We start from the raw sequence: 23,802 nt of genomic DNA, 5'->3' as shown, positions 1-23,802 counted from the left end.
GCAGTTGGGGTTTTGTCTTTATGTAGAAGCATCAAGAATTCGCAGGTACGTCGCTTGACGACGGACCAGCACACAGAATTTCTTGACGACCATAGAGCATTGGAACCACCTGATCCCATCCCGAACTCAGCAGTGAAACGATGCATCGCCGATGGTAGTGTGGGGTTTCCCCATGTGAGAGTAGGTCATCGTCAAGATTCAATTCCAAAACCCCTGTCTGCCTTGCAGACAGGGGTTTTGTCTTTTCTGGGTCTCTAACTCAGGCCTTGCGGGCTTTGCTGCTACGTCGCGCCAGCAGCTTGCGCCACCAGATGTAGACCCCTGTCACCGACAGCACGGCAATCACAACGCCTAACACCGCAATCAACACCTGGCCCGTCACACCGATGATCCTGCCTCCGTGTATCGGTAGCTGAAGCCGGTAGAACTGCTCTCCCAACGTCCCTTCTCCGGCAATCTCCTTGCCTAGCAGATGCCCATCCGTACCGTGGAAGAACAACCAGGACTTCCCGTGGGCATCCGTGTCGTGTTGCCCGAACCCCGCCCCGTAGAAGTTGTACTCAAAGCTGTAATAGAGCTCACCGATCGCCGCTGTCAGCCCTAGTCGCCTGCCTTCCTCCTTGGCCAGCTCATAGGCCTGTTGATACGTCAGCAGGGTTTGCCCCAGCGCTTCCTTGGGCAGGCTGCCACGGGCCTCATAGACGCTGGGTTGCACGGGGGAGAACAGCGACACGGCCGGCTTGAACACCTGGGCCGGCAAGTTCATCGCCACGCTGCTGATGGCGACCGGCAATAACAGAAGCCACAGCCACAGCCCGCTGGCCCTGTGGATATCCATGTTGAGTCGATAGGCATGCCCGCCCTTGATCTTCCAGGCCGTGCTCCACTTGCGCCAGAACGGTTTGCCGCGGGGCAGGGTGAGCAGCACCGAGATAATGCAGTCCACCACCCAGAGAATCGCCACCACGCCCATCAGCAGCAGCCCCCAGTTCCCCGGCAAGGTCAGGCTGTAGTGCAACTCAAGAATGAACGGCATGAAGTTCTCGCGGGAGAAACAGCACTCGCCCCAGTAGCGCTGGCCCAGGGTCTGCCCAGTGACCGGATCGAGATAGAACACCGTGTTCTTCTCGGCATAGGCTTCACCGGTGGCGGGATCGTTGCGCGGCACCATCGCCAGCAGCGCAGAGTGCGCCGGCTCGTTCGGGTACTCCATGTACCAGACCTGCAGCCGTGGGTACTGCACTTGCAACTTATCCACAAGGTTGCCAGGTGGCTGACGCACACCTTCAGCGGAGGCTTCGTAGAAAGACGGGTTCAGCCATTCATCAATTTCATGGTGGAAGGCCAGGATGCTGCCAGTAAGTCCCGCAAGGGCCAGGAACATCGCGGTCACCAGACCGATGTAGCGGTGCAGCAGTACGTAGAGAGCTCGCATGAACGGAATTCCAGATCAGGTCGCCAGATGCGACAAAGCCAGCACCTGAACTCAGGCGCTGGCTTTGCCATTCACGGGGAGGGGTCAGAATTGATAGCTGACCGTTGCACTGACATTTCGCTCTTCGCCCATATAGCAGTAGCCAAGGCTGGCACAGGAGGCGATATAGCTTTCGTTGGTCAGGTTGTTGGCGTTGAGACGGACATCCACGCCCTTGAGCCCGACTTTGCCGAGGTCGTAACCGACCGACGCATCAACGATGGTGTAGGCGGGCACCTTCATGGTGTTCTCCGCGTCGACCCAGCTGTAGCCCACATAACGTGCGCCACCGCCGACGCGCAGGCCGTCGAGGATGCCCTGGCGGAAGTCGTAGTCAGCCCACAGCGAGTACATCTGCTTGGGTGCCTGGGTTGGCGAGTTGCCCTTGTTTTCGATGATCGTGCCCGGTGTGCTGAGGAAGCTCGGCATCGATTTGGAGTACTCGATATCGGTGAAGGTGTAGCCACCGACCACCTTCAGGTTGTCCGTGACCTGCACGTGGGCTTCCAGCTCTACGCCTTGCGAACGCACGGCACCAACGGCCCGGTAGAAGTCTTCCTGGGGCATCTTGGACGCCAGGTTCTCCTGGTCGATACGGAACACCGATGCGGTAAACAGGTTGTCAGTCCCCGGCGGCTGATACTTGACCCCGGCCTCCCACTGCGTGCCCTCGGTCGGTGCCAACGGCTTGCGATCCTGGTCAGACACGCCATTGGGGTTGAACGACTCCGAGTAGCTGATGTACGGCGCAATACCGTTGTCGAACAGGTACAGCACGCCTGCGCGACCTGTCAGCTTGGTTCGCTCGTCAGTGACGCGGCTACCGGCGATATCGCGGCTTTCATCGGAGGTCTTCACCCAGTCCTGGCGAATGCCCAGGGACAAGCGCCACTTGTCCAGCTCGATCAGGTCCTGAACATACACGCCGGTCTGTTGCAGGCGGCGCAGGTAGTAGCCCTCGCCGACATCGCGCAGGTTGGCGTTGCCGTACTGCGGGTTGTCGGCATTGATGCTGTCGACCTTGCCATAGCGCCAGTCGACCGAGGCTTTACGCCGCTGGTAGTCAGCGCCCATCAACAGGGTGTGTTTGGCTGACCCGGTGAAAAACTCAGCCTGGAGCATGTTGTCGACAATGAACGAGTGCAGCCGCTCATCACCGCCGGTGTAGGCCCGCAAAAGCTCGTTGCTGGTCGGGTCGCTGGTCCAGCCTGCGGCGTAGGCTTGGTCCATGGTCACTTTCGAATCCTGGTAGCGGAAGTTCTGCCGTGCGGTGAAGACATCGTTGAAGCGGTGTTCGAACTGATAGCTGAAGGACTGCTGCTTGCGCTTGTATTGGTCGATGTCGGTATCACCTTCGAAGAAGTGATCGGAGAAGCGCAGGCCATTGCGTTGATGCAGTGCGCCATCGGCCGGCAGGCCACCGTGGTAGCCACCGTCCGGGTCATTCTGCAGGTAGGCCTGCAGGGTCAGCGAGGTGTTTTCGTTGAAGTCGATGCTGACTGCCGGGGCAAGGGTGTAGCGCTTTTCTTCGTTGTGATCGAACTGGGTATCGGACTGGTCTGCCAGGCCGGTCAGGCGGTAGGCGATACGTTTGTCGTCATCCAGCGGCCCGCTGAAATCGAAACCCACGCCGCGCTGGCCCTGGGTGCCGACAGTGGCCTGGACCTGGTGGTAGGGGTCGAACAGCGGCTTCTTGGTGGTCAGTGCAACCAGGCCACCCGGTGAACTGCGCCCGTAGAGCACCGAGGACGGGCCCTTGAGAATGTCGATACGCTCCAGGAAGTAGGGGTCCACCTGCATGGAGCTGTAGGTGCCGTTGTCGCCCATGGACTTCAAGCCGTCCAGGTAGATGTTGTCTACCGATCCATCGTTGAAGCCGCGCATCGCGACGTAGTCGTAGCGGTGGGTGGCGCCATAGGGGTTGGTCAGCACCCCCGGGGTGTAGCGCAAGGCTTGCGCAACGGTCTGCGAGCCCTGGTCGTCGATCTGCTGGCGGGTGACCACGGACACCGACTGCGAGGTCTCGACCAGCGCCGTACTGGTCTTGGTCGCCACCTGGCTGTGGGTGGCGTTGTAGCCTTCCATGCTGCCCAAGGCGTTGCCCAGGGCAAAGTCGCGCACATCGGTGCTCGGCAGCGACAGCGCAGCATCCTGTGGCAGTACCTTGAGCACATAGCTGCTGCCATCCTGGCTGACCGCCTCCAGGCCGCTGCCATTGAGCAGTTGGCGCAGGGCCTGGTCAGTGCTGTAGCTGCCTTGCAGGCCGGGGGATTGCACGCCCTGGGTCATTTGCGGGGTGGTCGACAGCGTGATGCCGGCCTGGCGGGCGAACTGGTTGAGCACATCGTTCAGTGAGCCGGCCGGGATGTTGTAGTGCTGGCTGGCACTGCCGGCGGGTGCGGCGAGGGCGATCATCGGGGCGCAGCCCAGTGCCAGTGCACCACCCAGTACTGCGGCGCGCACTGCGTTGGCCAGACTCAGGCGAGAAACCGAATCGACGACGGCATGACAATCTTTATTCTTGTGGAGCTGCAGCAAGGGCAATGCATCGCGCATGGAGAACATCCGTTGAGTCGGTAAGGGCAGAAGGAGTCGCTTACTGTCCTAGCCGGACTCGCTGGATAAACCCGTCAAAATAATTTCAGCTCATGCGCTCAAGTCGTACCCACCAGCGGGTGCGATAGCTGACGCGCACCGGCAAGGTCTGCGGCAGCAGTTGCAGCAGCTTGTCGGTGTCTTCCAGACGGTAGACGCCGGAAAGCCGCAGGTCGGCGATGTCGCCGGCATAGCTGACATAGCCATGGCGATAGCGCCCGACTTCGGCCAGGAAGTCCGCCAGGCGCATGTTGCGGGTGACGATCAAGCCTTCGGCCCAGGCCCCAGCGTCCATGTTCGGTTGAGCAATCGGGGTAATGCCGCGTTGGTCTATTTGCACCGCTTCCCCGGCCCGTAGCCAGCGCAACGCAACCCCTGGGGCGGTGTGGATGGCCACGCTGCCCTGGCTGACGCTGACCTGGGTGCAGTTGTCGTGCTGACGCACGACAAATCGCCCGTCAAACCCTTCCACCAGCGTGTCCCGCGTGCGTATCAGCAACGGGCGTCCTTGGCTGTCGGCGGCGCAGGTCAGCATCAGCTCGCCATGCTTGAGGTGCACCAGCCGCTGCTTGGCATCAAAGGCAAGGTCGGCAGCGCTGTGGGTGTTGAGCTGCAACAACGAGCCGTCCGGCAGGCGGATGCTGCGCCGCTCGCCGGTGGCGGTGGCGTAGTCCGAGGTCCAGCTGTCGAGTAGTTGCAGGTCCTTCGCCAACCAGCCTGCGGAGCTGACCAGGGCCACGCCGCCCAACAGCTTCAGGGCCTGGCGGCGATGCAGGCGTTGGCTGCTGGCCTCCAGGGTGTGCAAGGCGACACCGGCGCCGGGCACCGCGCGCAGGTTCAGTTCCTGCTGCAGGGTGTGCAGGCGTTGCCAGGCCAGTTCGTGCTGCTGATCGGCAGCGCGCCACTGTTCGCACTGCGCATGCAGGGCCGGGCTGGTGCCATTTTCGCGCAGGCGCAGCATCCACTGGATGGCCTGCTTGACCACGCGCGGGCTAGGGCTCATAGCGCAGCAGGTAGCAGTGGTAGAGGGCATCGGCGACATGGCGTTCGACCGAGCGCAGGGAGATGCCCATCTGCTCGGCAATCTGCTTGTGGCTCAAGCCTTCACATTGTGCGAGCAGGAAGGCCTGGCGGACCTTGGGCTTGAGGCCGTCGAGCAGGCGGGCAATGCGCTCGAGCAGTTCGAGCAGCAGTTCGCGGGTTTCCGGCGACGGTGCTGCGGCTTCAGGCAGGTGGGCCAGGGCCTCGAGGTAGGCCCGGTGCAATTCTTCGCGACGCCAGTGATCGATCACCAGGCCACGGGCTATGGTGCGCAGGAAGGCGCGGGGGGCGCTGAGCTCAAGCTGTTCGCGACGTTGCAGCAGGCGCACGAAGGTGTCCTGGGCGAGGTCCGCCGCATCGGCGGCATTACCCAGGCGACAGCGCAGCCAGGTGTTCAACCAGCTGTGGTGGTGCCGATAAAGCGTGTGCACGGAGTCGTGAGGGGACATGAAGGTGCGCTGCTGCCCAGGTCATGAATGATAATTAGTCTCATTGTCTGTGAAGGCCTGAACATTTTGCAACCATTGATCTGCCGAGTGGCGCCACGCGTGGATTTGTAGCCGCTGCCGCCAGGCTGCGCTCGCCTGCAACGCAGGCGCTGCCTTTGGGGGCGCCTTGGGAGCCCTGACGGACTCCAGCGCAGCCTATCGGCAGCGGCTACACCATCATCAGCTCAGCAGGTTCCTCACATTGTTCATCGCCTCATCGGCGAACCCCTGCAAAAACGCCTGGAACCCCGGCAGCGCCTCTGCGCCGCCTTCATGCGGTTCAGCCTGGATGGTCCAGGTTGCGCGGCTGCGCCCTTCGCCCAGCGGCTCCACCTGCATCGCCGCCCACAGGTTGCCGATGTTCAGGCTGGTGTAGATCAGGCTCCAGGTCATGTACATGGCCTGGTCGTCACGGCTGTTGAGCTGCTCGATCACCACGTTGCCATCCTTGAACAGCTTCTTGCGCACCGAGCGCACGCCGCTGCCGGTCATGTCGATATGCGCGAGCGCCGGGATGAACACTGGGAAGCCGGCAAAATTGCCGACGATGTTCCAGACGCCAGCCGCCGGGGCCGGGATCTCGACACTGGCGACCACATGGCAGCCCTGCGGGTTGCGAATCAGGGTATCGGGTTGAAGTGCTTGCATGCTGTATTGCTCCTGCGTGGGTTGAGTGAAGCGTTCAGATGAACTCGATGGCTTGCAGATGCCGAAGGCCGCGGGCAAGCAGCGCCGGGCTCTTGGCCGGGTAATGGGTGCCCATGCGCCGCACGCCCTCGCGGGCATTGCCGTGCTCGATGGCGGCGATATCGCCGATGTCCTCTTCGAAGCCGTCGAGGTAGAAACCCAGCACGTCAAACAACGCGTTGTCGCGGTCGACGCGTTGCAGTTGGCGCTGCCATTGCTTGATGCCGACCAGCTCGAACGAGCGGCCGCTGTCGCGAAAGGCCTCGACGAACTGGGTCCAGCGCAAGGGTTCGGGGTTGTGCAGGTGGAACACCGCGGCGTCAGGCTGATAGCGGCTGCTGTGGAAGGCGATGAAGCGCGCCAGGAAGTCCACCGGCATCAGGTCGAAATCCAGTTCCAGCGCCGGCACCTGGCCCAGTTGCAGCGAGCCCTTGAGCATCAGCATCAGGCGGTTTTTATGTGGCTGGCACACACCATTGCGGCTGTCGAAGGTGATGTTCCCCGGGCGGAACAGATTCACCCACACGCCCATTTCGCGGGCACGCTGCAGGACCCGCTCACCCACCCACTTGCTCAGGTTGTAGCCATTGCGAATGTAGATGGGCGGGGTCTGCGCCGCAGGCTGCTCCAGTACCCGACCGTCGCTGGCCAGCGCACTGCACGCCGAGAGCGTCGAGACGAAGTTGAACAGCTTTTTGCTGCGCCCTTCGCACAGGCGCAGGCAGGCGAACAGCGGCTCGACGTTGTCGGCCGCCAGGGCCGGGTAGTCGAGCACATGGTTGACCTGCGCCGCGTTGTGCACCAGCGCGCCGTAACGCTGGTCGAGGTCGTCATACTCGGCCTCGCTCAAGCCCAGCCGCGGCTGGCGCAGGTCGGCGTCGAACACCCGCACCCGGCGCATGTCCAGGCCGTGCAACTGGTTGTCGGCCACGGCCTGGGCGAAGCGTTCGGCAGCGCTATACCCCGCGCTACTGCGCACCAGGCAGGCGACTTCACTGGCACCCCAGTCGAGCAGTGCCTCGACGATGTGCACGCCGAGAAAGCTGTTGGCACCGGTGACGATGACCTTGTGCGGATCACCCAGCCGGCTGAGCGGCAGTGGTTGCAGGTCCAGCGGACGATTGGCATCGAGCAGGGCCTGTGGATGCACCGCGCCCGCGCCTGTTGCCTCGCCACTGAGCAGCAGCCCCAGGCGTTGCAGGGTCGGCGTCTCGATAAAGCGGTTGATCGAAATGCCCCGTCCGAACTGTTCGCGAATGCCCAGCAACAATCGCGACAGCAGGATCGAATGCCCGCCGAGATTGAAGAAACTGTCGTCGGTAGAAATATCTGCCTGCGGCAGTTCCAGCAGCTCGCTCCATAGGCTCAACAGCTGCTGTTCAATGGCACTGGCCGGTGACTTGCGCGGCAGTTGCGAGGCAAGGTTCAGCGGCAGTTGCAGGAGTGCCCGGCGGTCGACCTTGCCGTTCGCGGTGTAGGGCATGTGTGCCAGCACCTGATACAGCAGCGGGCGCATGTAGTCTGGCAACTGCTGTTCGGCGTGTGCCCGCAAGGCCGCCTCGGCGTTGGCCTGGCGCGGCTGCGCGAGGAACGCCAGCACCCGCCGTTGTTCATCGATCACCACCGCGACCTGGGCAAACAGGCGACTGGCCCGCAGGCAATGCTCGATCTCTTCGGGCTCGACCCTGAAGCCACGGATCTTCACCTGATTGTCCCGCCGTCCGCAGATCTCGATGCCGTCTGCGGCCCACTGGGCGATGTCGCCGGTGCGGTACAGGCGTAGGCGCTGGCCCTCCGGCAGCGTCAGGCCGACAAAGCGTTCGTTGGTCAGTGGCGCATTGTGCAGATACCCCAGGCCAACACCCGGCCCGGCGATGTACAGCTCTCCGGGCGTGCGTTCGGGCACAGGTTGCAGGTCATCGTCGAGGATCAACACCTGCGTGTTGGGCAGCGGCCGCCCAAGGTTGCGCGCTTGATCACCCCGGTTGAACACCCGGGTAGTCGCCAGCACCGTGGTTTCGGTCGGGCCATAGATGTTGTGCAACTGGCAGCCATTGGCGAGGCGTTCGATCACCTCGGGCTCGCAGACGTCACCCCCGGTGATCAGGTGGCGCAGGCTGGTGCCGTCTTCCAGCGCGAGAATGCTCAGCAACGCTGGTGGCAGGAATGCGTGGCTGACTTCTTCACGCACCATCAACGCCAACAGTTGCTGCGGGTCGCGGCGCTGATCTTCACTGGGGATGACCAGCTCGCCACCGCAGATCCAGGTCGGCAGGATATCCAGCAACGAGGCGTCGAAATTGATCGTCGAGAACTGCAATACGCGGCTCTGCGTATTCAGCCCGACATGCCCGGCATACCACGCCTGGAAATGGCTGAGGTTGCCCTGGCTGAGCAACACGCCCTTGGGCTGGCCGGTGGTGCCGGAGGTGTAGATCGCCACACAGGGGTCGTCGATACGCGGTCGCTGGCGCATCAGCCCGGCAAGTGGCGGCGCCATGGGCTCCGGCAATTGACTGAGATCCATGCGTGGCAGGTCCCGCGCGCCACCGCTGAATTGCCCGTCATGCAGCAGCACGGCGACCTTGGCGTTGTCGAGGATGAAACCCAGCCGCTCGGCCGGGTGGGCCGGGTCCAGCGGAAGGTACACGGCGCCACAGCCGAGCACCGCGAGCAGGCTGGTATACAGCGCCACCGATTTGGGCAAGCACAGGGCAACCACAGGTGGCGCCTGACCCGGCACAGCAGCGGGCAGCAACTGCAGCAACTGCTGCTGGATCGCCAGGGCCTGGCCGTGCAAGCGGGCATAACTGATGCGTTGGCCATCGATGTTCAGCGCGGGCAAATGAGCAAATCTGCTCAGGCTTTGCTCAAGGTGTTCGATCACCGGGGTCTGGCTTGCCAGCAACAGTGCAGGCGCTGTGGTGCAATTGAACGGGTGGGCAAAGGCCAGCTGTTCCAGCAACTGCAGGCCGTGCTCGTGCGCTTCCTGCATCGGCCCGACGGCAGGCGCCTGGTGCAGGTATTCAGGGTTGCGCGAGCAACGGCTGACCTGCACCGCCACCAATTCCTGCAACGCTTCGATGCCCCGCAGGCGCAAGGCCTGGCCGTTGCCTGACGGTTCAGCGGGCAAGGGCTGGCGCTCGATCAGGCGCTGCGCGGTGGCACTGCCGGTCCAGCACAGCAGTTCCATGGCAGGCAGTTGCCCTTCGGCTGCCGGGCTGCTGCCGATGCGCAGGCTGAGGTAAGCACAACCGGCCAGGTGCAGGTCGAGGCTGCCATCGTCGATCACCAAACGAGGCGTGTTCACGGCAGCGTGCGGCAGTTCGCCAAGCGATCTGACCTGCTGCAACGCGTGCCCATGCGGCGCCAGTGCCTGGCTCAAGGCGGCCAGGGCTGGGCTGGTGCCGACCAGCACAATGTCGAGTCGTTTCATGATGTGCTCCTTGGCGGCAGGTAGTCGGCCAGCGCCTGTTGCACGCACGGGCTGTCGAGCATCGAGTTGCTGCGCAGGAAGCGCAGGATGTTGCCCAGCAGCGGGTGCTGCCGATTGATCGGGAAGGCCATGCCCAGCACTTCGTCGCGCAGTGCTTGGCGCACCGCTTCGGCCACATCGAGGTGCGCGATCAGTTCGAAGTCGAAGGCTTTCTGGATGTCGTTGGTCAGGTACTGCCCGATGAACACCGGCAGCACCTGGGCGATGCATTCACGGTCCTGCTCGCTTGCGCCTTGCCAATACATGCGCACCAGACGCGCCCAGAAGGTCGAGTGACGGCCTTCGTCGAGCAGGTGATCGGCCATCAGCCCCTTGATCGACTGCTTCACGCTGTCATCCCGGGAGAAGGCGGCGACATCGTTGGTCAGGGTGTTTTCCGCAATGCCCACGCAGACCAGCTCCACCGCATCGCGCAGATGCTCCGGCACCTGCGCGATGGCCGCCGGGATCGCCCGGCTCAGCTCGATCTCCAGCGGCAAGGCAATGGGCTCGATACCGGTCAGGGCGATGGTTTGCTGCATGAAGTCCATGGCCACCAGCGCGTGGTAATCCTCGTCCACCACCACGGTCATCGCGTCGTAGCGGCAGGCGAACGGAAAGCGGATCGCGAAGCGGTCCTTGGCGATGCTGCGCGCGGTGCGGTCGACGATTTCGGTCTCGAAGATCACCACATCGTTGATGAACTTGTAGAGGCTCTGCACCAGGGCAAAGTCGCGCAGGTGCGGGCAGTGCTGCTGGAAGATCGCGCTGAGTACCAGCGGCTGGCGACTGAGCGGGTAGATCAGCCGCTCATCGTTTTCCACGTGGCGCCGAGGGCGGGTACGGATGGTTGCCCGGTCCTCCCAGAGGTCGGCAAAGGACTGATAGTCGAGGGCGTTCATACGCGTGCCTCGGCCTCGACGCGCAGGGTGGCACGCAGGTTGTCCCAGAAGGCGATGCGGCTTTCCACGGCGGCGATGGCCGCCTCGTAGACCTCATGCTCGCGTTGTTCATCGCCATTGACCAGGCGCTCGAGCAACTGCTCGGCGGCCGGGCCGTGGTCTTCGGAGTCGACTTCGATATGCCGCTCCAGGTAATAGCGGAACGTTGGCGCCTGCTCACCGGTGATGCCCCAGTCATCCAGCAGGCGCTGGAACATCCGTGGGATAACGCTTTCGCGACCGTGCAGGAAGGCAGCGGCCACCACATGGGCGGGAGCGTTCAGCGCGGTGTCGAGGGTCTGGCCGACAAACAGGCGAGCCGCCTCGTTGGCGCCGGCGCGCTGCAGGGCGCTGAGGTAGCCGACGCCGTCACGCTGCAAAGCCACGAAGTGTTCGATGGTGGCGGTGTCCGCGCCGACTTCGTGCATGGCGTCCAGGTACAACTCGTAGTGGCTGTAATGGCCGTGGTCGAGGCGATCATCCGACTCCTCACCCAGCACAATTTCGTTGATCAGGCGTGCGGCCTTCGGGTCGAGTGGCGGCAGCCAGGGGAGCTGGATGCAGGTGAGCTCCTGCTGCAGGCGCTTGGTCAGCGACATGAAGTCCCATACGGCGAACACGTGGGTCTCCATGAAGCGACGCAGGACGGGCAGCGAATCGATCTCGGCAAAGATCGGGTGTTCGGCCATGTCGGCTTTTTTCTGGTTAAGTTGTTGTTTGAGGGTATACATGCGGAACTCCTGTTCGGGCTGATCAATAAAACGTCGAGTATTAAGGCGCGCTGGGCTATTAACTTTTCCGGGCGTGCCAGGGCCTCGAACGGAAAGTCGATAACAAGTAAGCGTGCACTGCTGCCGAACAGCGAAACACGGGTTGTTCGCTGGAGGCCTTGATTAGCGGGGCCTGGTGGCTGGCCATTAAAAAGTTAGAGCAACTTTATATGTTTGCGCAAGCAACTTTTTAATATACTTTTCGACGTCGTTTATTGGCTTTATAGTTGCCCGAACAAAACAATTAACTTTGTTTTGTTTGTGCGTGAGTGCTCCTTTCGGCTATATGTGGCCAAAATAAAGTTGGTAAGAGTGAATGCCTCACTCGGAGCACTGGTCAGGCTGGTGGAAGGTCAGGCGAACTGTGAGGGGCAGCTGATCGGCGTCGGCCCTTGCCCGGGCTGGACACTCCTTTTTCTGGTCGACGAGAGGCGCACGACCGGGCCTGCTGTACGGCGATCAGCGGTCGTGACAAACGTTAGAGTGTGCTGAAAATGCCAGCACTGCCATGGCCGAATGAAGGCCGATGACAGCGTGCGGGCGAGGGAAGCACTGCGGGGGGCGGGAGCTTACAGGCTCAACAGGCCAAGATGGGTGTTGATGATCTGCACCAGACGCTGCCCATGCGGGTCGCCTGGCAGTGGCTCTGGTACTTCAATCAGCTCGAGTTCGCGGTGGCTGAAGTCACGCCAGCAGCGAAACTCGGGCAAGGCACCGGCTGGATAAAGGGCGGTAAGCGCAACGTTGAGGGGCGCGTCGGAAGGGGCAGGGGCATTACAATTGGAAACAAATAGATGTTGGGTTTGCCCGGGGAAGCGCCGTTCTGCAGCTCGCGCGACCTGATAGGCCACCGGGCCGCTGGCGCCTTGGGCGAACAGCGCATGGGGGACGTTGAGGTAGATCGACAGGCGCTCGATCAGCGCCTGCAAGGCTTCGGCCTGCGTCATCAGGGCGGACACCGGGGTATCCACGGCCAGCAGTTCGATATGGTCGTCCAGTTGTGTCGCCCAGCGGCGAAACTGCACCTGGTCGCCGGGGGTGCTGGCGAAGCAGATCAGTCGGATCTTGCCCGCCAGGTGGCCTTCAGAGCCGACCGGGCGTGGGAGTTTTTGCGCGTACACGGCCTTTCCTTACACTCGCTTGGTTTCGAGTGTGCCTTGCGGGCCGTCGCCACCTCGTGAGTGGCTCAGGCCGAAATCAAGCGTTGGATTGTTGTTTCAGGTAATTGCTGATGGTGTGCTTGGCATTGTTCAGGTGCCGCTCCAGCACGGCCACGGCTTGCTCGAGCAGCTTGTCGCTGGCGGCGTCCACCAGGGCGTTGTGATCGTCCTGGGTCAGCTTGCCGAGGCCCATCGTCGACAAGTGGAAGCGCAGGAAGCGTTCCTCCTCGTTGAGTTCGATCTCGATCAGGCGCAACAGCTTGCGATTGGTGGCCTTGGCGTACAGCGACATGTGGAACAAACGGTTCAAGCGGCCAATCTCGGCATGCCGGGTTTCGTTTTCCAGCTGGGCGATATAGCTGCGGGCCAGGGCGATGTCATCGTGGGTCAGCAGCGGTACGGATTGGCGCAGCGCCTCGGTTTCGAGGATCACCCGTAACGCGTAGGTATCGACCGCGTCTTCACCGATCAGCGGTGCAACCACGGCACCCTTGTGCGCCACCACCTCCAGCAGTGATTGCGCTTCGAGCTGGCGCAGTGCTTCACGCACCGGCATGCGGCTGACCCCGAACAACGTCGCCAGCTCTTGCTGGCGCAACGCGACCCCGGGCGCCAGGCGACCGTCGAGAATGGCGCTGCGCAGCCGCTCTTCAATCACGCTGCGCGCGAGGTGGGGCGGAACTTGCTCGCCACCCAGAATGCTGCTCAGGAGTTTGGTTTTTTCGGCCACGCTGACTCTGTCCTGCTCTCGGTGTGTATTGGAATTGGATCCAATAAAACTAGTGATGGAAGTGGTCCTTGTCAAACCGGCCCGACAATCGAGCTGGGGGAGCCCCCGCCGGGCGAATCAATGCTTCGCCGCGAACCGAGGGGCTATCGTGAATGAAGTCGCCGTCCAAGGGAAGCGCTTGGACCTTTGCCTTGGCGAGGGAAAGAATGCCCTGGGGCTGGATGATGTCGAAGTGATTGCTTGATGTCATTGTGTTTTCCCGGCCCAGGCGGCACCATCGTTTTTTGAACCTATCGCGGATAGTTCGCCTTGGCGATACGTTGGGCTGTTCATCTGACCATGCGCCGGGTAGGGCTGGCTTTGCTGCTTGGCTGCTTTTTGCTGGGCAGCTTGCACGCGGACTGGGATTTCTCCCAGATCAGCCGCAAGGCCCAGGCGCTCTATGGGCCGTTGGGGGCCGGGCAGCAGCGTATCGATGCCTGGCAGCAACTGTTGGCGACGCAGAAGCAGCTCAGCGATGCCGAGCGCCTGCAGGTGGTCAACCAGTTCTTCAACCGCCAGTTGCACTATGAAGAGGACATCGACCTGTGGCATGAGGTCGACTATTGGGCGACACCGATCCAGTCCCTGATCAAGGGCGCCGGTGACTGCGAGGACTACGCCATCGCCAAGTACTTCAGCCTGCGCCGCCTCGGCATGCCCGCCGACAAGCTGCGCATCACCTACGTCAAGGCATTGCGCCAGAACCGCGCGCACATGGTGCTGACCTACTACGCCACCCCCGAGGCCATGCCCCTGGTGCTCGACAGCCTGATCGACGCGATCCAGCCTGCCAGCCAACGTACCGACCTGTTGCCGGTGTATTCCTTCAATGGTGAAGGTTTGTGGCTGACCGGTGCCAAAGGCAACAAAAAGGTCGGCGACACGAAACGCCTGTCGCGCTGGCAGGATCTATTGAAGAAGATGCAGGCCGAAGGATTCCCTGCCGAGCCGGCTTACTGAGGAGCCCAGATGTCATTATTCAAACAATTGCTACTCGCCATCTGCCTGTTCCTGGTGGTCGCCTTCAGCGGCAGCTTCATGGTCAGCCTGGAAAGTTCGCGCAGCCAGTACGTCAACCAGCTGCGCTCGCACGCCCAGGATGCGGCCACTGCGCTGGCACTGTCGCTGACCCCGAATATCGATGACCCGGCGATGGTCGAGCTGCTGGTCAGCTCGATCTTCGACAGTGGCTACTACGCGAGCATTCGCGTGGTCGACCTGCAAACCAACGCCATGCTGGTGGAGCGCCATGCCGAGCCGGATGCGAGCGGAGTGCCGGCCTGGTTCGTCAAGCTGATCGGCCTGGAAGCTGCCGGCGGTGACGCGATCGTCAGCCGTGGCTGGCAGCAGGCGGCGCGGGTCGAGGTGGTCAGCCACCCGATGTTCGCCCTCGCCAAGCTGTGGCAGAGCGCCCTGGGCAGCCTGGGCTGGCTGCTGCTGTGCGGCGCCTTGAGCGCGGTGCTGGGGGCCTTGCTACTGCGTCGCCAGCTCAAGCCGCTGGACTACATGGTGGCGCAGTCCCACGCGATTGCCCGCCGCGAATTCCTGAGCCTGCCGGACCTGCCCAGTACGCCCGAGTTGCGTCGCGTGGTGCAGGCGATGAACCAGATGGTCGAGAAGCTCAAGGCCCTGTTCAAGGAACAGGCTGATCGCAGCGAGAAGCTGCGGGTCGAGTCGTACCAGGACAGCCTGACGGGCCTGGCCAACCGGCGTTATTTCGAGATGCAGCTGACCACGCGGGTGAGCAACCTGGATGAAGCACGCCCCGGTTATCTGCTGTTGTTGCGGGTCAAGGACCTGGCCGGGCTCAACCAGCGCCTGGGTGGTCAGCGCACCGACCAGCTGCTGCAGGCGGTGGGAGAACAACTCAAGCGCACCTGTGCGCATTACCCGGAGACCAACAACCTGGTCACCCGCAGCCGTGGCGGCGAGTTTGCCGTGCTGGCGCCGGGGTTGGTGCATGAAGAGGCGATCCAGCTGGCCCAGGCGCTCGAAGTGACCTTGCAGAGCCTGCATGCCACTGGCGCATCGGACGTGACGCCGGTGGCCTGTATCGGCCTGGCGCCGTTCAGCCCGGGGGATTCGCCGCAGGCGCTGCTCAAGCTGGCCGATGAAGCGCTGGCGCGGGCAGAGGGCCAGGTGGAGCCGGGTTGGGTTTGCCTGGAGCAGGGCACCGCGCCTCAGGCCGGGGATACCCATCATGCCTGGCACACCCTGCTTGACGAGGCGTTGACTCAAGGGCGGTTCCAGCTGTTCTTCCAGCCGGTGGTGGCCTGCGCTGATGTGAGCCAGGTGCTGCACTACAAGGTGTTGTCGCGGTTGCTTGACAGCCATGGCCACACCATTGCGGCCGGGCGTTTCCTGCCGTGGCTGGAGCGCTTTGGCTGGTCGACGCGGCTTGATCTGCTGATGCTTGAGCAGGTACTCAAGCAGATGCGCAGCCATGACCAGGCATTGGCACTAAACCTGTCGGCAGCAACCCTGGCGGAACCGCAGGCGTTGCTCCGGGTGTATGAGTTGTTGGGGCAGCACTCGGCGCTCGGGCCACGCTTGACCCTGGAAATCGGCGAGGAGCAATTGCCCGAGCAGTCCGTGCTGGAAGCCTTGACCCGGCGTTTGCACAGCCTTGGCTTCAGCCTGAGCCTGCAGCGTTTTGGCGGGCGTTTCAGCATGATTGGCAACCTGGCGCACCTGGGCCTGGCCTACCTGAAGATTGATGGCAGCTACATTCGCGCGATCGACGAGGAGCAGCACAAGCGGCTGTTCATCGAAGCGATCCAGGGTGCGGCGCACAGTATCGACCTGCCGCTGATTGCCGAGCGGGTCGAGACGCAAGGGGAGCTGAAGGTGTTGCGCGAGATGGGCATTCTCGGGGTGCAGGGGCAACTGGTAGGTGAGCCGGCGCCTTGGCAGTGAGCTGACTAGGACTTGTCACGATCTCTGTGGGAGCCGGCGTTGCCGGCGATTGGCCCGCAACAACACGACCGTTCCGGTCGATCGCTGGCAAGGCCAGCTCCCACAGAGGTCGCCAGGCCTGGCCTGATCGCTAGATCAACCCACCTTCCTCACTGTCATCGATCAAATTGCTCAACCCACCCAACGCCACCCGCGCCGAGCTACGGTTGAGCAGCTTGGCCTGCGCGCCCGCCGGCAAGTCGGTGATGCTGATCACCCCCTTGGTGGTCAGCACCTCGATCAAGTCCTCCAGTACCCGGATCATGTCCAGGTCGCTCTGCTTGAGCACCTTGAGGCTGTTCTCCACCGCATTGTCGGCAAACCAGTCCTCGATCTCGACACTGTCGGCCAGCAACGTCTCGGAATACCCGGCAAAAGGCGCAGGTTCTACCCGTATCAACCGTTGATCGGCATCGCGTTGCACGTAGTACATGGGGTATCCCTCGTGAGTTTCTGTCCATCGGTGCAGTCAGCAGCATAGGCCAAGCGCGCCAGGCTGTATGCCTGGCGCGCGAGTATGCCCGTTGTCACTGTTGCCGGGTCAACTGTTGGAATGGTCGATCTTGATGGTCGGGTCGGCACCGGTTACCAGCGAGTTGATCGTGGTATTGGCCCAGTTCACCCCTTCCAGCTTGATCGTTACGTCGGCGTTGGTTATGCCGCCGGACGCGTTGAGCTTGCCCTCGGAGCTGACCTGCAAGGTCGACTCGCCATTGACCGTGGTGATCTTCAGGAAGTTGTCGATGGTGCTGGCCTTCTCGCCCTGCAACAGGTCGCTCAGGTCCAGGCGGTCGCCAGCAGTCGGGTTGAAGTCCTTGATCACGTCCTTGCCGCTGTCACCGGCCTTCCACACGAAGGTGTCGGCGCCGCTGCCACCGGTGAGGATGTCATCGCCCTTGCCGCCCATCAGGATGTCGTTGCCTTCACCGCCGAGCAGCGTGTCCTTGCCTGCGCCACCGATCAGGATGTCATTGCCGCGACCGCCATCGAGCAGGTCGTCGCCGCCCTGGCCGAACAGGATGTCGTTGCCGTCACCGCCGAGCAGGGTGTCGTTGCCGTCGTTGGCGCGCGACACATCGAACTCGCTGACGTGCTCGGTGATGTACTGGTGCAGCACACGGCCGTCGACCGCGCCCAGGTCCAGCTTGGTTTGCTGTGCCACGTAGGCCTGCATCGCCTCGACACCGTTGCCGGCAATCGAATCGAAGCTGATCAGGTCGCCGAAGACGATGTCGTGACCGTCGCCGCCTGTGACCGTGTCATTGCCCGGCTGCGTGGCTTCGGTGTGGCCCAGGATCGCATCGGCCAGCTTGCTCGGGTCGATGTTGGCCTGTGGCGTCTTGTCGGTGTCGAACGGCTTGAGGTCTTCCAGCTTGACCCCGCTGTTCAGGCCGATGGCCTCGACCGACGACAGCCCGCTGAGGATCTTGAAGCTGCTGAGCGAGTTGTCCCAGGTTTCCTGGGTCGTGTAGTTGCCTTCACCGTTGAGGTTGGACAGCTCGAAGGTGCCGTTGCCCTGAGCATGAATGGTGCCGGAGGTCGCGGTTTTCCAGCCGTTGCCGTAGTTGTACTGTGCCGTCAGTTTGCCGCTGGAGTCGATGCTCACACGGTTGTAGGTGTCCAGCGAGTAACGCGTGACGGTGTCGCCGATCTTGTAGTTGATCGAGCTCAGGAAACCGTCCAGCGTGACGTTGGAGTAGGCCAGCGTCGGGTCAGTCTGTTCGCTGCCCTGGTGATAGGTCGGTTGGCCGTCGGTAATGAAGAACGTCTGGTTGCTGCCGGTGCTGCCGGCATCCTTGAGCGCCTGGAACCAGTTGGCCGTGGTCTTGAAGGCGTCCTCGTAGTTGGTACCGCCGGTGGAGGTCATGGCGTTGAGTGCGTTCTTCAGGGTCTGCAGGGCATCGCTGTCGGCCATGTTCACCGAGACAGTGGTCTTGACCTGGGTCGCGAAGTCCACCAGCAGGATGTTCAAGACACCCGATTGCACACCCTTGACGCTGTTGGCCAGGGTGGTGAACACCGATTGCAGCGATTGCTGCGCGGTGGTCACGGCGTCGCCCATACTGCCCGAGGTGTCGACGATGAACGCCAGGTTGTAGCTCTGGCCCTGCACCACGTGCAGGCCGGTGACGTCGGCCACGATGATGTCGTTGCCGTCGGTGCCGGTCCAGATGTCACTGTCGGCCGTGGCATTGATCGGGGCGTAGGTGTCGCCGTACACGGTGACCTTGATGGTCTCTGGGGCCGAGGCCTGGCTGTTGTTGGCAGTCTCGGTGGCCGTCGAGGTCACCGAGACATTGAAGGTGCCCTTGTAGTACGCCGGTGGCTTGATGCTCAGGTTGTTCAGGTTCCAGCCCGTCACGTCCACCGCGGCAGTGCCCACGGTGAAGCTGTGGCCGGCGTTGTCACTGATCACCGAACCACTCGGGATACCGCCCAGCTTGATGCTCAGGGTTTCCGACAGGTCGGTGTCGTTCAGCGAGGTGCTGATGCCGACCAGCTTGACGCTGCCGTTTTCCGCGCCTTCGTTGAGCTTGTAGCCGTCGTAGTAGCCATCGCCGTTGCTGCCATGCAGCTCGGACAGCGTCACGCCGGCGTTGGTCAGGTCGGCTACCCCGGTATACAGGGGAACACCGCTATTGCTCAGGTCGACAGTCGCGCCGCCGTTCACCGACAGGTTGACGTCGTAGCTGCCCGGGCCGGCCTGGTTGTAGTGGTAGATATCGATGGTGTAGTAGCCGCTCTTGGTCGGCACGAAGGTGCCGTTGAGCGCACCCCCGACACCCCAGGTGGTGCTGGCCACGTCCTTGCCACCCACGTTGACCAGCAGGCTGTCGTCGCCGACACCGGTGAACTTGTAGGTCTTGCCGGCTTCCATGTACATCAGGCCCGAAGTCTTCGAGGCAATGCCGGCGGTGACGTTGGAAGACGACACATCCGTGGCCACGCCACTGGAGTTCGGCGTGCCAGCGCCATCGATAACGGTTTTCAGGGTCTTCGCATCGGCGCCGTTGCCGTTGTTGCCCAGGCCGCTGAGGCCGGTCCAGGTTTCCTTGATCAGGCCGGTCGAGTTCACGGCATTGCTGCCGATGTTCAGGTTCGGCTTGTCGGCCACCGGGGTGATGTCGACCTTCAGCGTGGCTTCGTTGCCCTGCAACTGGCCGTCGGTTGGCTTGTAGTTGATCTGTGCGTAGTCGACACCCTTGTTGCCCACCTTGGTGCCGCCGAAGGCATCGCTGCCCGACTCGTTGGTCTTGGGCACGAACTTGAGGTTGCCGGCATCGATATCGGCCTTGCTGAACACCTTGCCGGCATCGGCTGCGGTGAGGGTCTTCCAGGTCGCGCCATCCTTGTACTGCAGGGTGCCATCGACCGGCAGCTTGGTGATGGTCAGGCCCAGGTTGGTCGCCGGGGTGTCCACGTCGCTGATGCGGAAGTCGCCCCAGCTCAGCACCAGGTCGGTGTCTTCGGTGCCGGTCGCGGCGCCACCGGTAGTTACCGGCGCATCGTTGACCGCCACCACGTTGACCGTGGTGGTCGCGGTGTTGGAGGTGTTGACCCCATCGGTCACCGTCACGGTGATGACCCGCGGCGTGGTGCTCGGGTCTTCACTGTTGTTGCTGAAGGTGATGTTCTTGATCTGCTGGATGTAGTCGGCCAGCGTCGCGTTGCCGGTCAGGGTCAGCACCAACTTGCCGTTGACGGTAGTCGGGGTGACGGTGATGCCGCCGACGCTGGTGCCCGGGCTCAGCAGGTCGCCTGGCTGGACATTGGTCAGGGTGATGGTCGCACCGGTCAGGTTGGTGCTGTCGATATCGGTGATCGACACATCGATGTCGCCGATCGACACGCCCGAGCCTGGCTGGTTCTCGGTGAAGGTGGTCTGGTAGTCGGCGCCGGTCTTGCCGCTGGAGTTGTTGGCGTCCAGGTCCAGGATCGGTGCCGGCTCGAAGATCTGCGTGGTGACGCTACCGGCCGAACCGCTGACCACCAGTCCCTCGAAGTTGCCGCCGCTGGCAGAGTCGACCTTGACTGTGAACTGCTCGGTGCCTTCGGTGACGCTGTCCTTGGTGGTCGGGATGCTGAAGTCGACCTTGTTGCTGCCGGCCTTGATCACTACCGTGGCCAAGCCGGTGTAGTCGCTGCCATTGCTAGCAGTGCCGGTGTAGCTCAGCCTGACCGTGACATCCGCATTGGCGGTGTTGCTCAGGGTCAGGGTGTAGGTGGCTGTGCCGCCCTCGGCAACCGACGGGGTGCCGGTGATGCTGACGGTGGTGTTGTTGAGGGTGTCGGTAACCTGGGTCACGGCTGGGGTGTTGTTGAACGCCAGGTTCTCGAAGTTGCCACCGGTGGCGTTGGTGATCTTCGCGCTGACATCACCAGCGTCCAGGTACACGTCATCTGCTGGCGCCGCAACGCTGATGAAGTTCGAGGTCTGGCCGGCGGCGATGATGATGGTCTTGCCGTTGTCCAGGGTCACGGTCACCGCGCTGCCGGCCGGGTTGGTCAGGGTAGCGGTGTAGATGATCTGGCCACCCTCGGCCACCGAGTTGGTAGCGCTCAGGCTGACGGTGGTGGTGTCGGCCTTGTCGGTGACGCTGGTGCTCACCGGCGTCAGGTTCGGCACCAGGTTTTCGTAGTTGCCACCGCTGACGCTGGCGATGTTGGTGGTGACCGCGGCATGGCCGGTGTACACGTCGTTGGACACGGTGTACGGCACCGAGCCCGAGCTGTCGCCGACCTTGATGGTGATGGTCTGGCCGTTGGCCAGGCTCACCACCACCGGGCTACCGGTGACCGGCGCACCGACGGTCGCGGTGTAGGTGATCACGCCGCCTTCTACCGCACTTGGGGTCGCCGTCAGGGTTACGGCCGTGTCGTTGACGGTATCGGTGATGAGGGTCACGACAGGGGTGTCGTTGACCGCCAGGCTTTCGAAGTTGCCACCGGTGGCGTTGGTGATCTTCACGCTGACCGTGCTGGCGTCCAGGTAGACGTCATCCGATGGCGCGTTGACGCTGAGGCTGTTCGAGGTCTGGCCGGCCGCGATGGTGATGGTCTGGCCGTTGGACAGGGTCACGGTGACCGGTGAGCCTGCCGGGTTGGTCAGGGTGGCGATGTAGGTGATCTGGCTGCCTTCTGCCGCGATGTTGCTGGCGATCAGGCTGACCGTGGTGGTGTCGACCTTGTCGGTGACTGTAGTGCTCACCTGCGTCTGGTTCGCCACCAGGTTTTCGTAGTTGCCGCCGGTGGCGCTGGTGATGCTGGTGGTGACCGCGGCATGGCCGCTGTACACGTCGTTGGACACGGTGTACGGCACCGAGCCCGAGCTGTCGCCGACCTTGATGGTGATGGTCTGGCCGTTGGCCAGGGTCACTACCACCGGGCTGCCGGTAACCGGCGCACCGACGGTCGCGGTGTAGGTGATCACGCCACCTTCCACGGCACTTGGGGTCGCCGTCAGGGTCACCGAGGTGTTGTTGACGGTATCGGCCACGTGTGTGACCGCTGGCGTTCCGTTGACCGCCAGGTTTTCGAAGTTGCCACCGGTGGCGTTGTCGATCTTCGCGCTGACATTGCCGGCGTCGAGGTAGACGTCATCGGCTGGCGCCGCAACGTTGATGAAGTTCGAGGTTTGACCGGCGGCGATGATGATGGTCTTGCCGTTGTCCAGGGTCACGGTGACCGCGCTGCCGGCCGGGTTGGTCAGGGTGGCGGTGTAGGTGATCTGGCCGCCCTCGTTGACCGACGGTGTTGCCGTCAGGCTGACGGTGGTGGTGTCGGCCTTGTCGGTGATGCTGGTGCTCACCTGCGTCTGGTTCGCTACCAGGTTTTCATAGTTGCCGCCGGTGGCGCTGGTGATGCTGGTGGTGACCGGCAGGTGGCCCTGGTACACGTCGTTCGGGACGGTGAATGGCACCGAACCCGAGCTGTCGCCGACCTTGATGGTGATGGTCTGGCCGTTGGCCAGGGTGACCACCACCGGGCTGCCGGTAACCGGCGCGCCAACGGAGGCGGTGTAGGTGATCACACCGCCTTCCACCGCGCTTGGGGTCGCGGTCAGGGTCAGCGAAGTGTCGTTGATGGTATCGGTGACTGCGGTCACGGCAGGGGTGCCGTTGACGTTGAGTTTCTCGAAATCACCACCGGTGGCGGTATCGATCTTCACGCTGATGTTGCCGGCGTCCAGGTAGACGTCGTCGCCTGGTGCGTTGACGCTGATGCTGTTGCTGGTTTGGCCAGCGGCGATGGTGATGACCTGTCCATTGGACAGGGTCACGGTCACTGGGCTGCCAGCAGCGTTGGTCAGAGTGGCGGTGTAGACGATCTGGCCGCCTTCAGCGACCGAGCCGGTCGCGGTCAGCGAGAGTCCGGTTGCCGTTGGGTTCGAAGGATCGTCAGTCACGGTAGTCGTGACGGAATCGGTCGAGTGCTCCAGCTTCTCGTAATTACCGCCTTCAACCTTGGTGATGCTGTTGGTCAGGTCGACGTTGGTGTTCAGGGCGTTGTCTGGGGCCTTGAAGTCAACGGAATTGGAGCTTGCGCCAACCGGGATAACGATGGTTTGGCCGTTGGCCAAGGTCACAGTGACCGGCGAGCCGGTGACTGGTGCCGAAACCGAAGCGGTGTAGGTAACGAAGCCTCCTTCAACCACGCTCGGGCTCGCAACCAGTGTGACAGTCGAGGTATTGATGGTGTCAGTGACCGCAGTCACCGCCGCGTCACCGTTAACATTCAGTTTCTCGAAATCGCCACCGGTAGCGGTGTCGATCTTCACGCTGACGTTGCCGGCATCCAGGTAGACGTCGTCACCTGGTGCGTTGACGCTGATGCTGTTGCTGGTCTGGCCTGCGGCGATAGTGATGACCTGTCCATTGGATAGGGTCACGGTTACCGGGCTGCCAGCAGCGTTGGTCAGGGTGGCGGTGTAAACAATCTGGCCGCCTTCGGCGACCGAGCCAGTGGCAGTCAGCGAGAGTCCGGTTGCCGTTGGGTTCGAAGGATCGTCAGTCACGGTAGTCGTGACGGAATCGGTCGAGTGCTCCAGATTCTCGTAATTGCCGCCTTCAACCTTGGTGATGCTATTGGTCAAGTCGACGTTGGTGTTCAGGGCGTTGTCTGGCGCCTTGAAGTCAACGGAATGGGAGCTCGCTCCAACCGGGATAACGATGGTTTGGCCGTTGGCCAAGGTCACAGTGACCGGCGAGCCGGTGACTGGTGCTGAAACCGAAGCGGTGTAGGTGACGAAGCCGCCTTCAACCACGCTCGGGCTCGCGACCAGCGTGACAGTCGAGGTATTGATGGTGTCAGTGACCGCAGTCACCGCCGCGTCACCGTTAACATTCAGTTTCTCGAAATCGCCACCGGTGGCGGTGTCGATCTTCACGCTGACGTTGCCGGCATCCAGATAGACGTCGTCACCTGGTGCGTTGACGCTGATGCT

General features: G+C 62.6%; 14 protein-coding genes and 1 rRNA gene. 3 read left to right on the top strand and 12 right to left on the bottom strand.

Annotation, left to right across the window (positions count from 1 at the left end; all coding sequences use genetic code 11):
- Positions 1-81 precede the first annotated feature (81 nt).
- Positions 82-197, top strand: a 5S ribosomal RNA gene (gene rrf, locus M5G11_RS00075).
- 62 nt (positions 198-259) lie between these two features.
- Here the strand turns inward: rrf and M5G11_RS00070 are convergent.
- The 10 genes from M5G11_RS00070 to M5G11_RS00025 all read right to left on the bottom strand — a co-directional run bounded on the left by M5G11_RS00070 (position 260) and on the right by M5G11_RS00025 (position 13,361).
- Complete coding sequence (locus M5G11_RS00070) at positions 260-1,435, bottom strand: PepSY-associated TM helix domain-containing protein (RefSeq protein WP_273913791.1); 1,176 nt, start codon at positions 1,433-1,435, stop codon at positions 260-262.
- Positions 1,436-1,519: 84 nt separating this feature from the next.
- Positions 1,520-3,949: a TonB-dependent siderophore receptor gene (locus M5G11_RS00065; RefSeq protein ID WP_273913804.1), complete on the bottom strand. Its 2,430-nt coding sequence runs from the start codon at positions 3,947-3,949 to the stop codon at positions 1,520-1,522.
- 166 nt (positions 3,950-4,115) lie between these two features.
- Positions 4,116-5,072 (bottom strand): FecR domain-containing protein, encoded by a 957-nt coding sequence (locus tag M5G11_RS00060; RefSeq protein ID WP_273913792.1) that lies wholly within the window; start codon positions 5,070-5,072, stop codon positions 4,116-4,118.
- On the bottom strand, positions 5,062-5,559 hold the full coding sequence (locus tag M5G11_RS00055) for a sigma-70 family RNA polymerase sigma factor (RefSeq protein WP_273913793.1): 498 nt from the start codon (positions 5,557-5,559) through the stop codon (positions 5,062-5,064). Before M5G11_RS00055 ends, M5G11_RS00060 begins: the two co-directional genes overlap by 11 nt.
- A gap of 219 nt (positions 5,560-5,778) precedes the next feature.
- Positions 5,779-6,246: an SRPBCC family protein gene (locus M5G11_RS00050; protein ID WP_273913794.1), complete on the bottom strand. Its 468-nt coding sequence runs from the start codon at positions 6,244-6,246 to the stop codon at positions 5,779-5,781.
- 34 nt (positions 6,247-6,280) lie between these two features.
- Positions 6,281-9,721 carry an amino acid adenylation domain-containing protein gene (locus M5G11_RS00045; RefSeq protein WP_273913795.1) on the bottom strand — a complete coding sequence of 1,147 codons (3,441 nt, stop codon included), beginning with the start codon at positions 9,719-9,721 and terminating at the stop codon, positions 6,281-6,283.
- Positions 9,718-10,662 carry a diiron oxygenase gene (locus M5G11_RS00040; protein WP_273913796.1) on the bottom strand — a complete coding sequence of 315 codons (945 nt, stop codon included), beginning with the start codon at positions 10,660-10,662 and terminating at the stop codon, positions 9,718-9,720. Before M5G11_RS00040 ends, M5G11_RS00045 begins: the two co-directional genes overlap by 4 nt.
- The gene (locus M5G11_RS00035; protein ID WP_273913797.1) at positions 10,659-11,432 is read right to left on the bottom strand and encodes a DUF3050 domain-containing protein; all 774 of its coding nucleotides are present in this window, start codon (positions 11,430-11,432) and stop codon (positions 10,659-10,661) included. Before M5G11_RS00035 ends, M5G11_RS00040 begins: the two co-directional genes overlap by 4 nt.
- Positions 11,433-12,040: 608 nt before the next feature.
- Positions 12,041-12,592 (bottom strand): thioesterase, encoded by a 552-nt coding sequence (locus tag M5G11_RS00030; RefSeq protein WP_273913798.1) that lies wholly within the window; start codon positions 12,590-12,592, stop codon positions 12,041-12,043.
- 76 nt (positions 12,593-12,668) lie between these two features.
- Complete coding sequence (locus M5G11_RS00025) at positions 12,669-13,361, bottom strand: GntR family transcriptional regulator (protein ID WP_273913799.1); 693 nt, start codon at positions 13,359-13,361, stop codon at positions 12,669-12,671.
- Between the two features lie 339 nt (positions 13,362-13,700).
- On the opposite strand from M5G11_RS00025, the gene lapG reads away from it, so the two are divergent.
- Entirely contained in the window at positions 13,701-14,363 is a 663-nt protein-coding gene (gene lapG / locus M5G11_RS00020; protein ID WP_420793870.1) for a cysteine protease LapG, read from the top strand.
- A gap of 9 nt (positions 14,364-14,372) precedes the next feature.
- Complete coding sequence (gene lapD / locus M5G11_RS00015; RefSeq protein ID WP_273913801.1) at positions 14,373-16,319, top strand: cyclic di-GMP receptor LapD; 1,947 nt, start codon at positions 14,373-14,375, stop codon at positions 16,317-16,319.
- A gap of 130 nt (positions 16,320-16,449) precedes the next feature.
- On the opposite strand, the gene M5G11_RS00010 is transcribed toward lapD, so the two are convergent.
- Complete coding sequence (locus M5G11_RS00010) at positions 16,450-16,791, bottom strand: tryptophan synthase subunit beta (RefSeq protein WP_273913802.1); 342 nt, start codon at positions 16,789-16,791, stop codon at positions 16,450-16,452.
- Positions 16,792-16,899: 108 nt separating this feature from the next.
- Positions 16,900-23,802, bottom strand: a 6,903-nt coding sequence (locus M5G11_RS00005) for an immunoglobulin-like domain-containing protein (RefSeq protein ID WP_273925225.1), incomplete at its 5' end; no start/stop codon positions are given.

This window comes from Pseudomonas fontis, assembly GCF_028656955.1.
GTDB classification, from domain to species: domain Bacteria; phylum Pseudomonadota; class Gammaproteobacteria; order Pseudomonadales; family Pseudomonadaceae; genus Aquipseudomonas; species Aquipseudomonas fontis.
This window is presented reverse-complemented; position numbering and strand designations above follow the sequence as displayed.

Coding starts and splice junctions, on each gene's coding strand:
- M5G11_RS00050 (WP_273913794.1), bottom strand. CDS start 6,246: ATGCAAGCACTTCAACCCGATACCCTGATTCGCAACCCGCAGGGCTGC.
- M5G11_RS00070 (WP_273913791.1), bottom strand. CDS start 1,435: ATGCGAGCTCTCTACGTACTGCTGCACCGCTACATCGGTCTGGTGACC.
- lapG (WP_420793870.1), top strand. CDS start 13,701: ATGCGCCGGGTAGGGCTGGCTTTGCTGCTTGGCTGCTTTTTGCTGGGC.
- M5G11_RS00010 (WP_273913802.1), bottom strand. CDS start 16,791: ATGTACTACGTGCAACGCGATGCCGATCAACGGTTGATACGGGTAGAA.
- M5G11_RS00055 (WP_273913793.1), bottom strand. CDS start 5,559: ATGTCCCCTCACGACTCCGTGCACACGCTTTATCGGCACCACCACAGC.
- lapD (WP_273913801.1), top strand. CDS start 14,373: ATGTCATTATTCAAACAATTGCTACTCGCCATCTGCCTGTTCCTGGTG.
- M5G11_RS00035 (WP_273913797.1), bottom strand. CDS start 11,432: ATGTATACCCTCAAACAACAACTTAACCAGAAAAAAGCCGACATGGCC.
- M5G11_RS00060 (WP_273913792.1), bottom strand. CDS start 5,072: ATGAGCCCTAGCCCGCGCGTGGTCAAGCAGGCCATCCAGTGGATGCTG.
- M5G11_RS00045 (WP_273913795.1), bottom strand. CDS start 9,721: ATGAAACGACTCGACATTGTGCTGGTCGGCACCAGCCCAGCCCTGGCC.
- M5G11_RS00040 (WP_273913796.1), bottom strand. CDS start 10,662: ATGAACGCCCTCGACTATCAGTCCTTTGCCGACCTCTGGGAGGACCGG.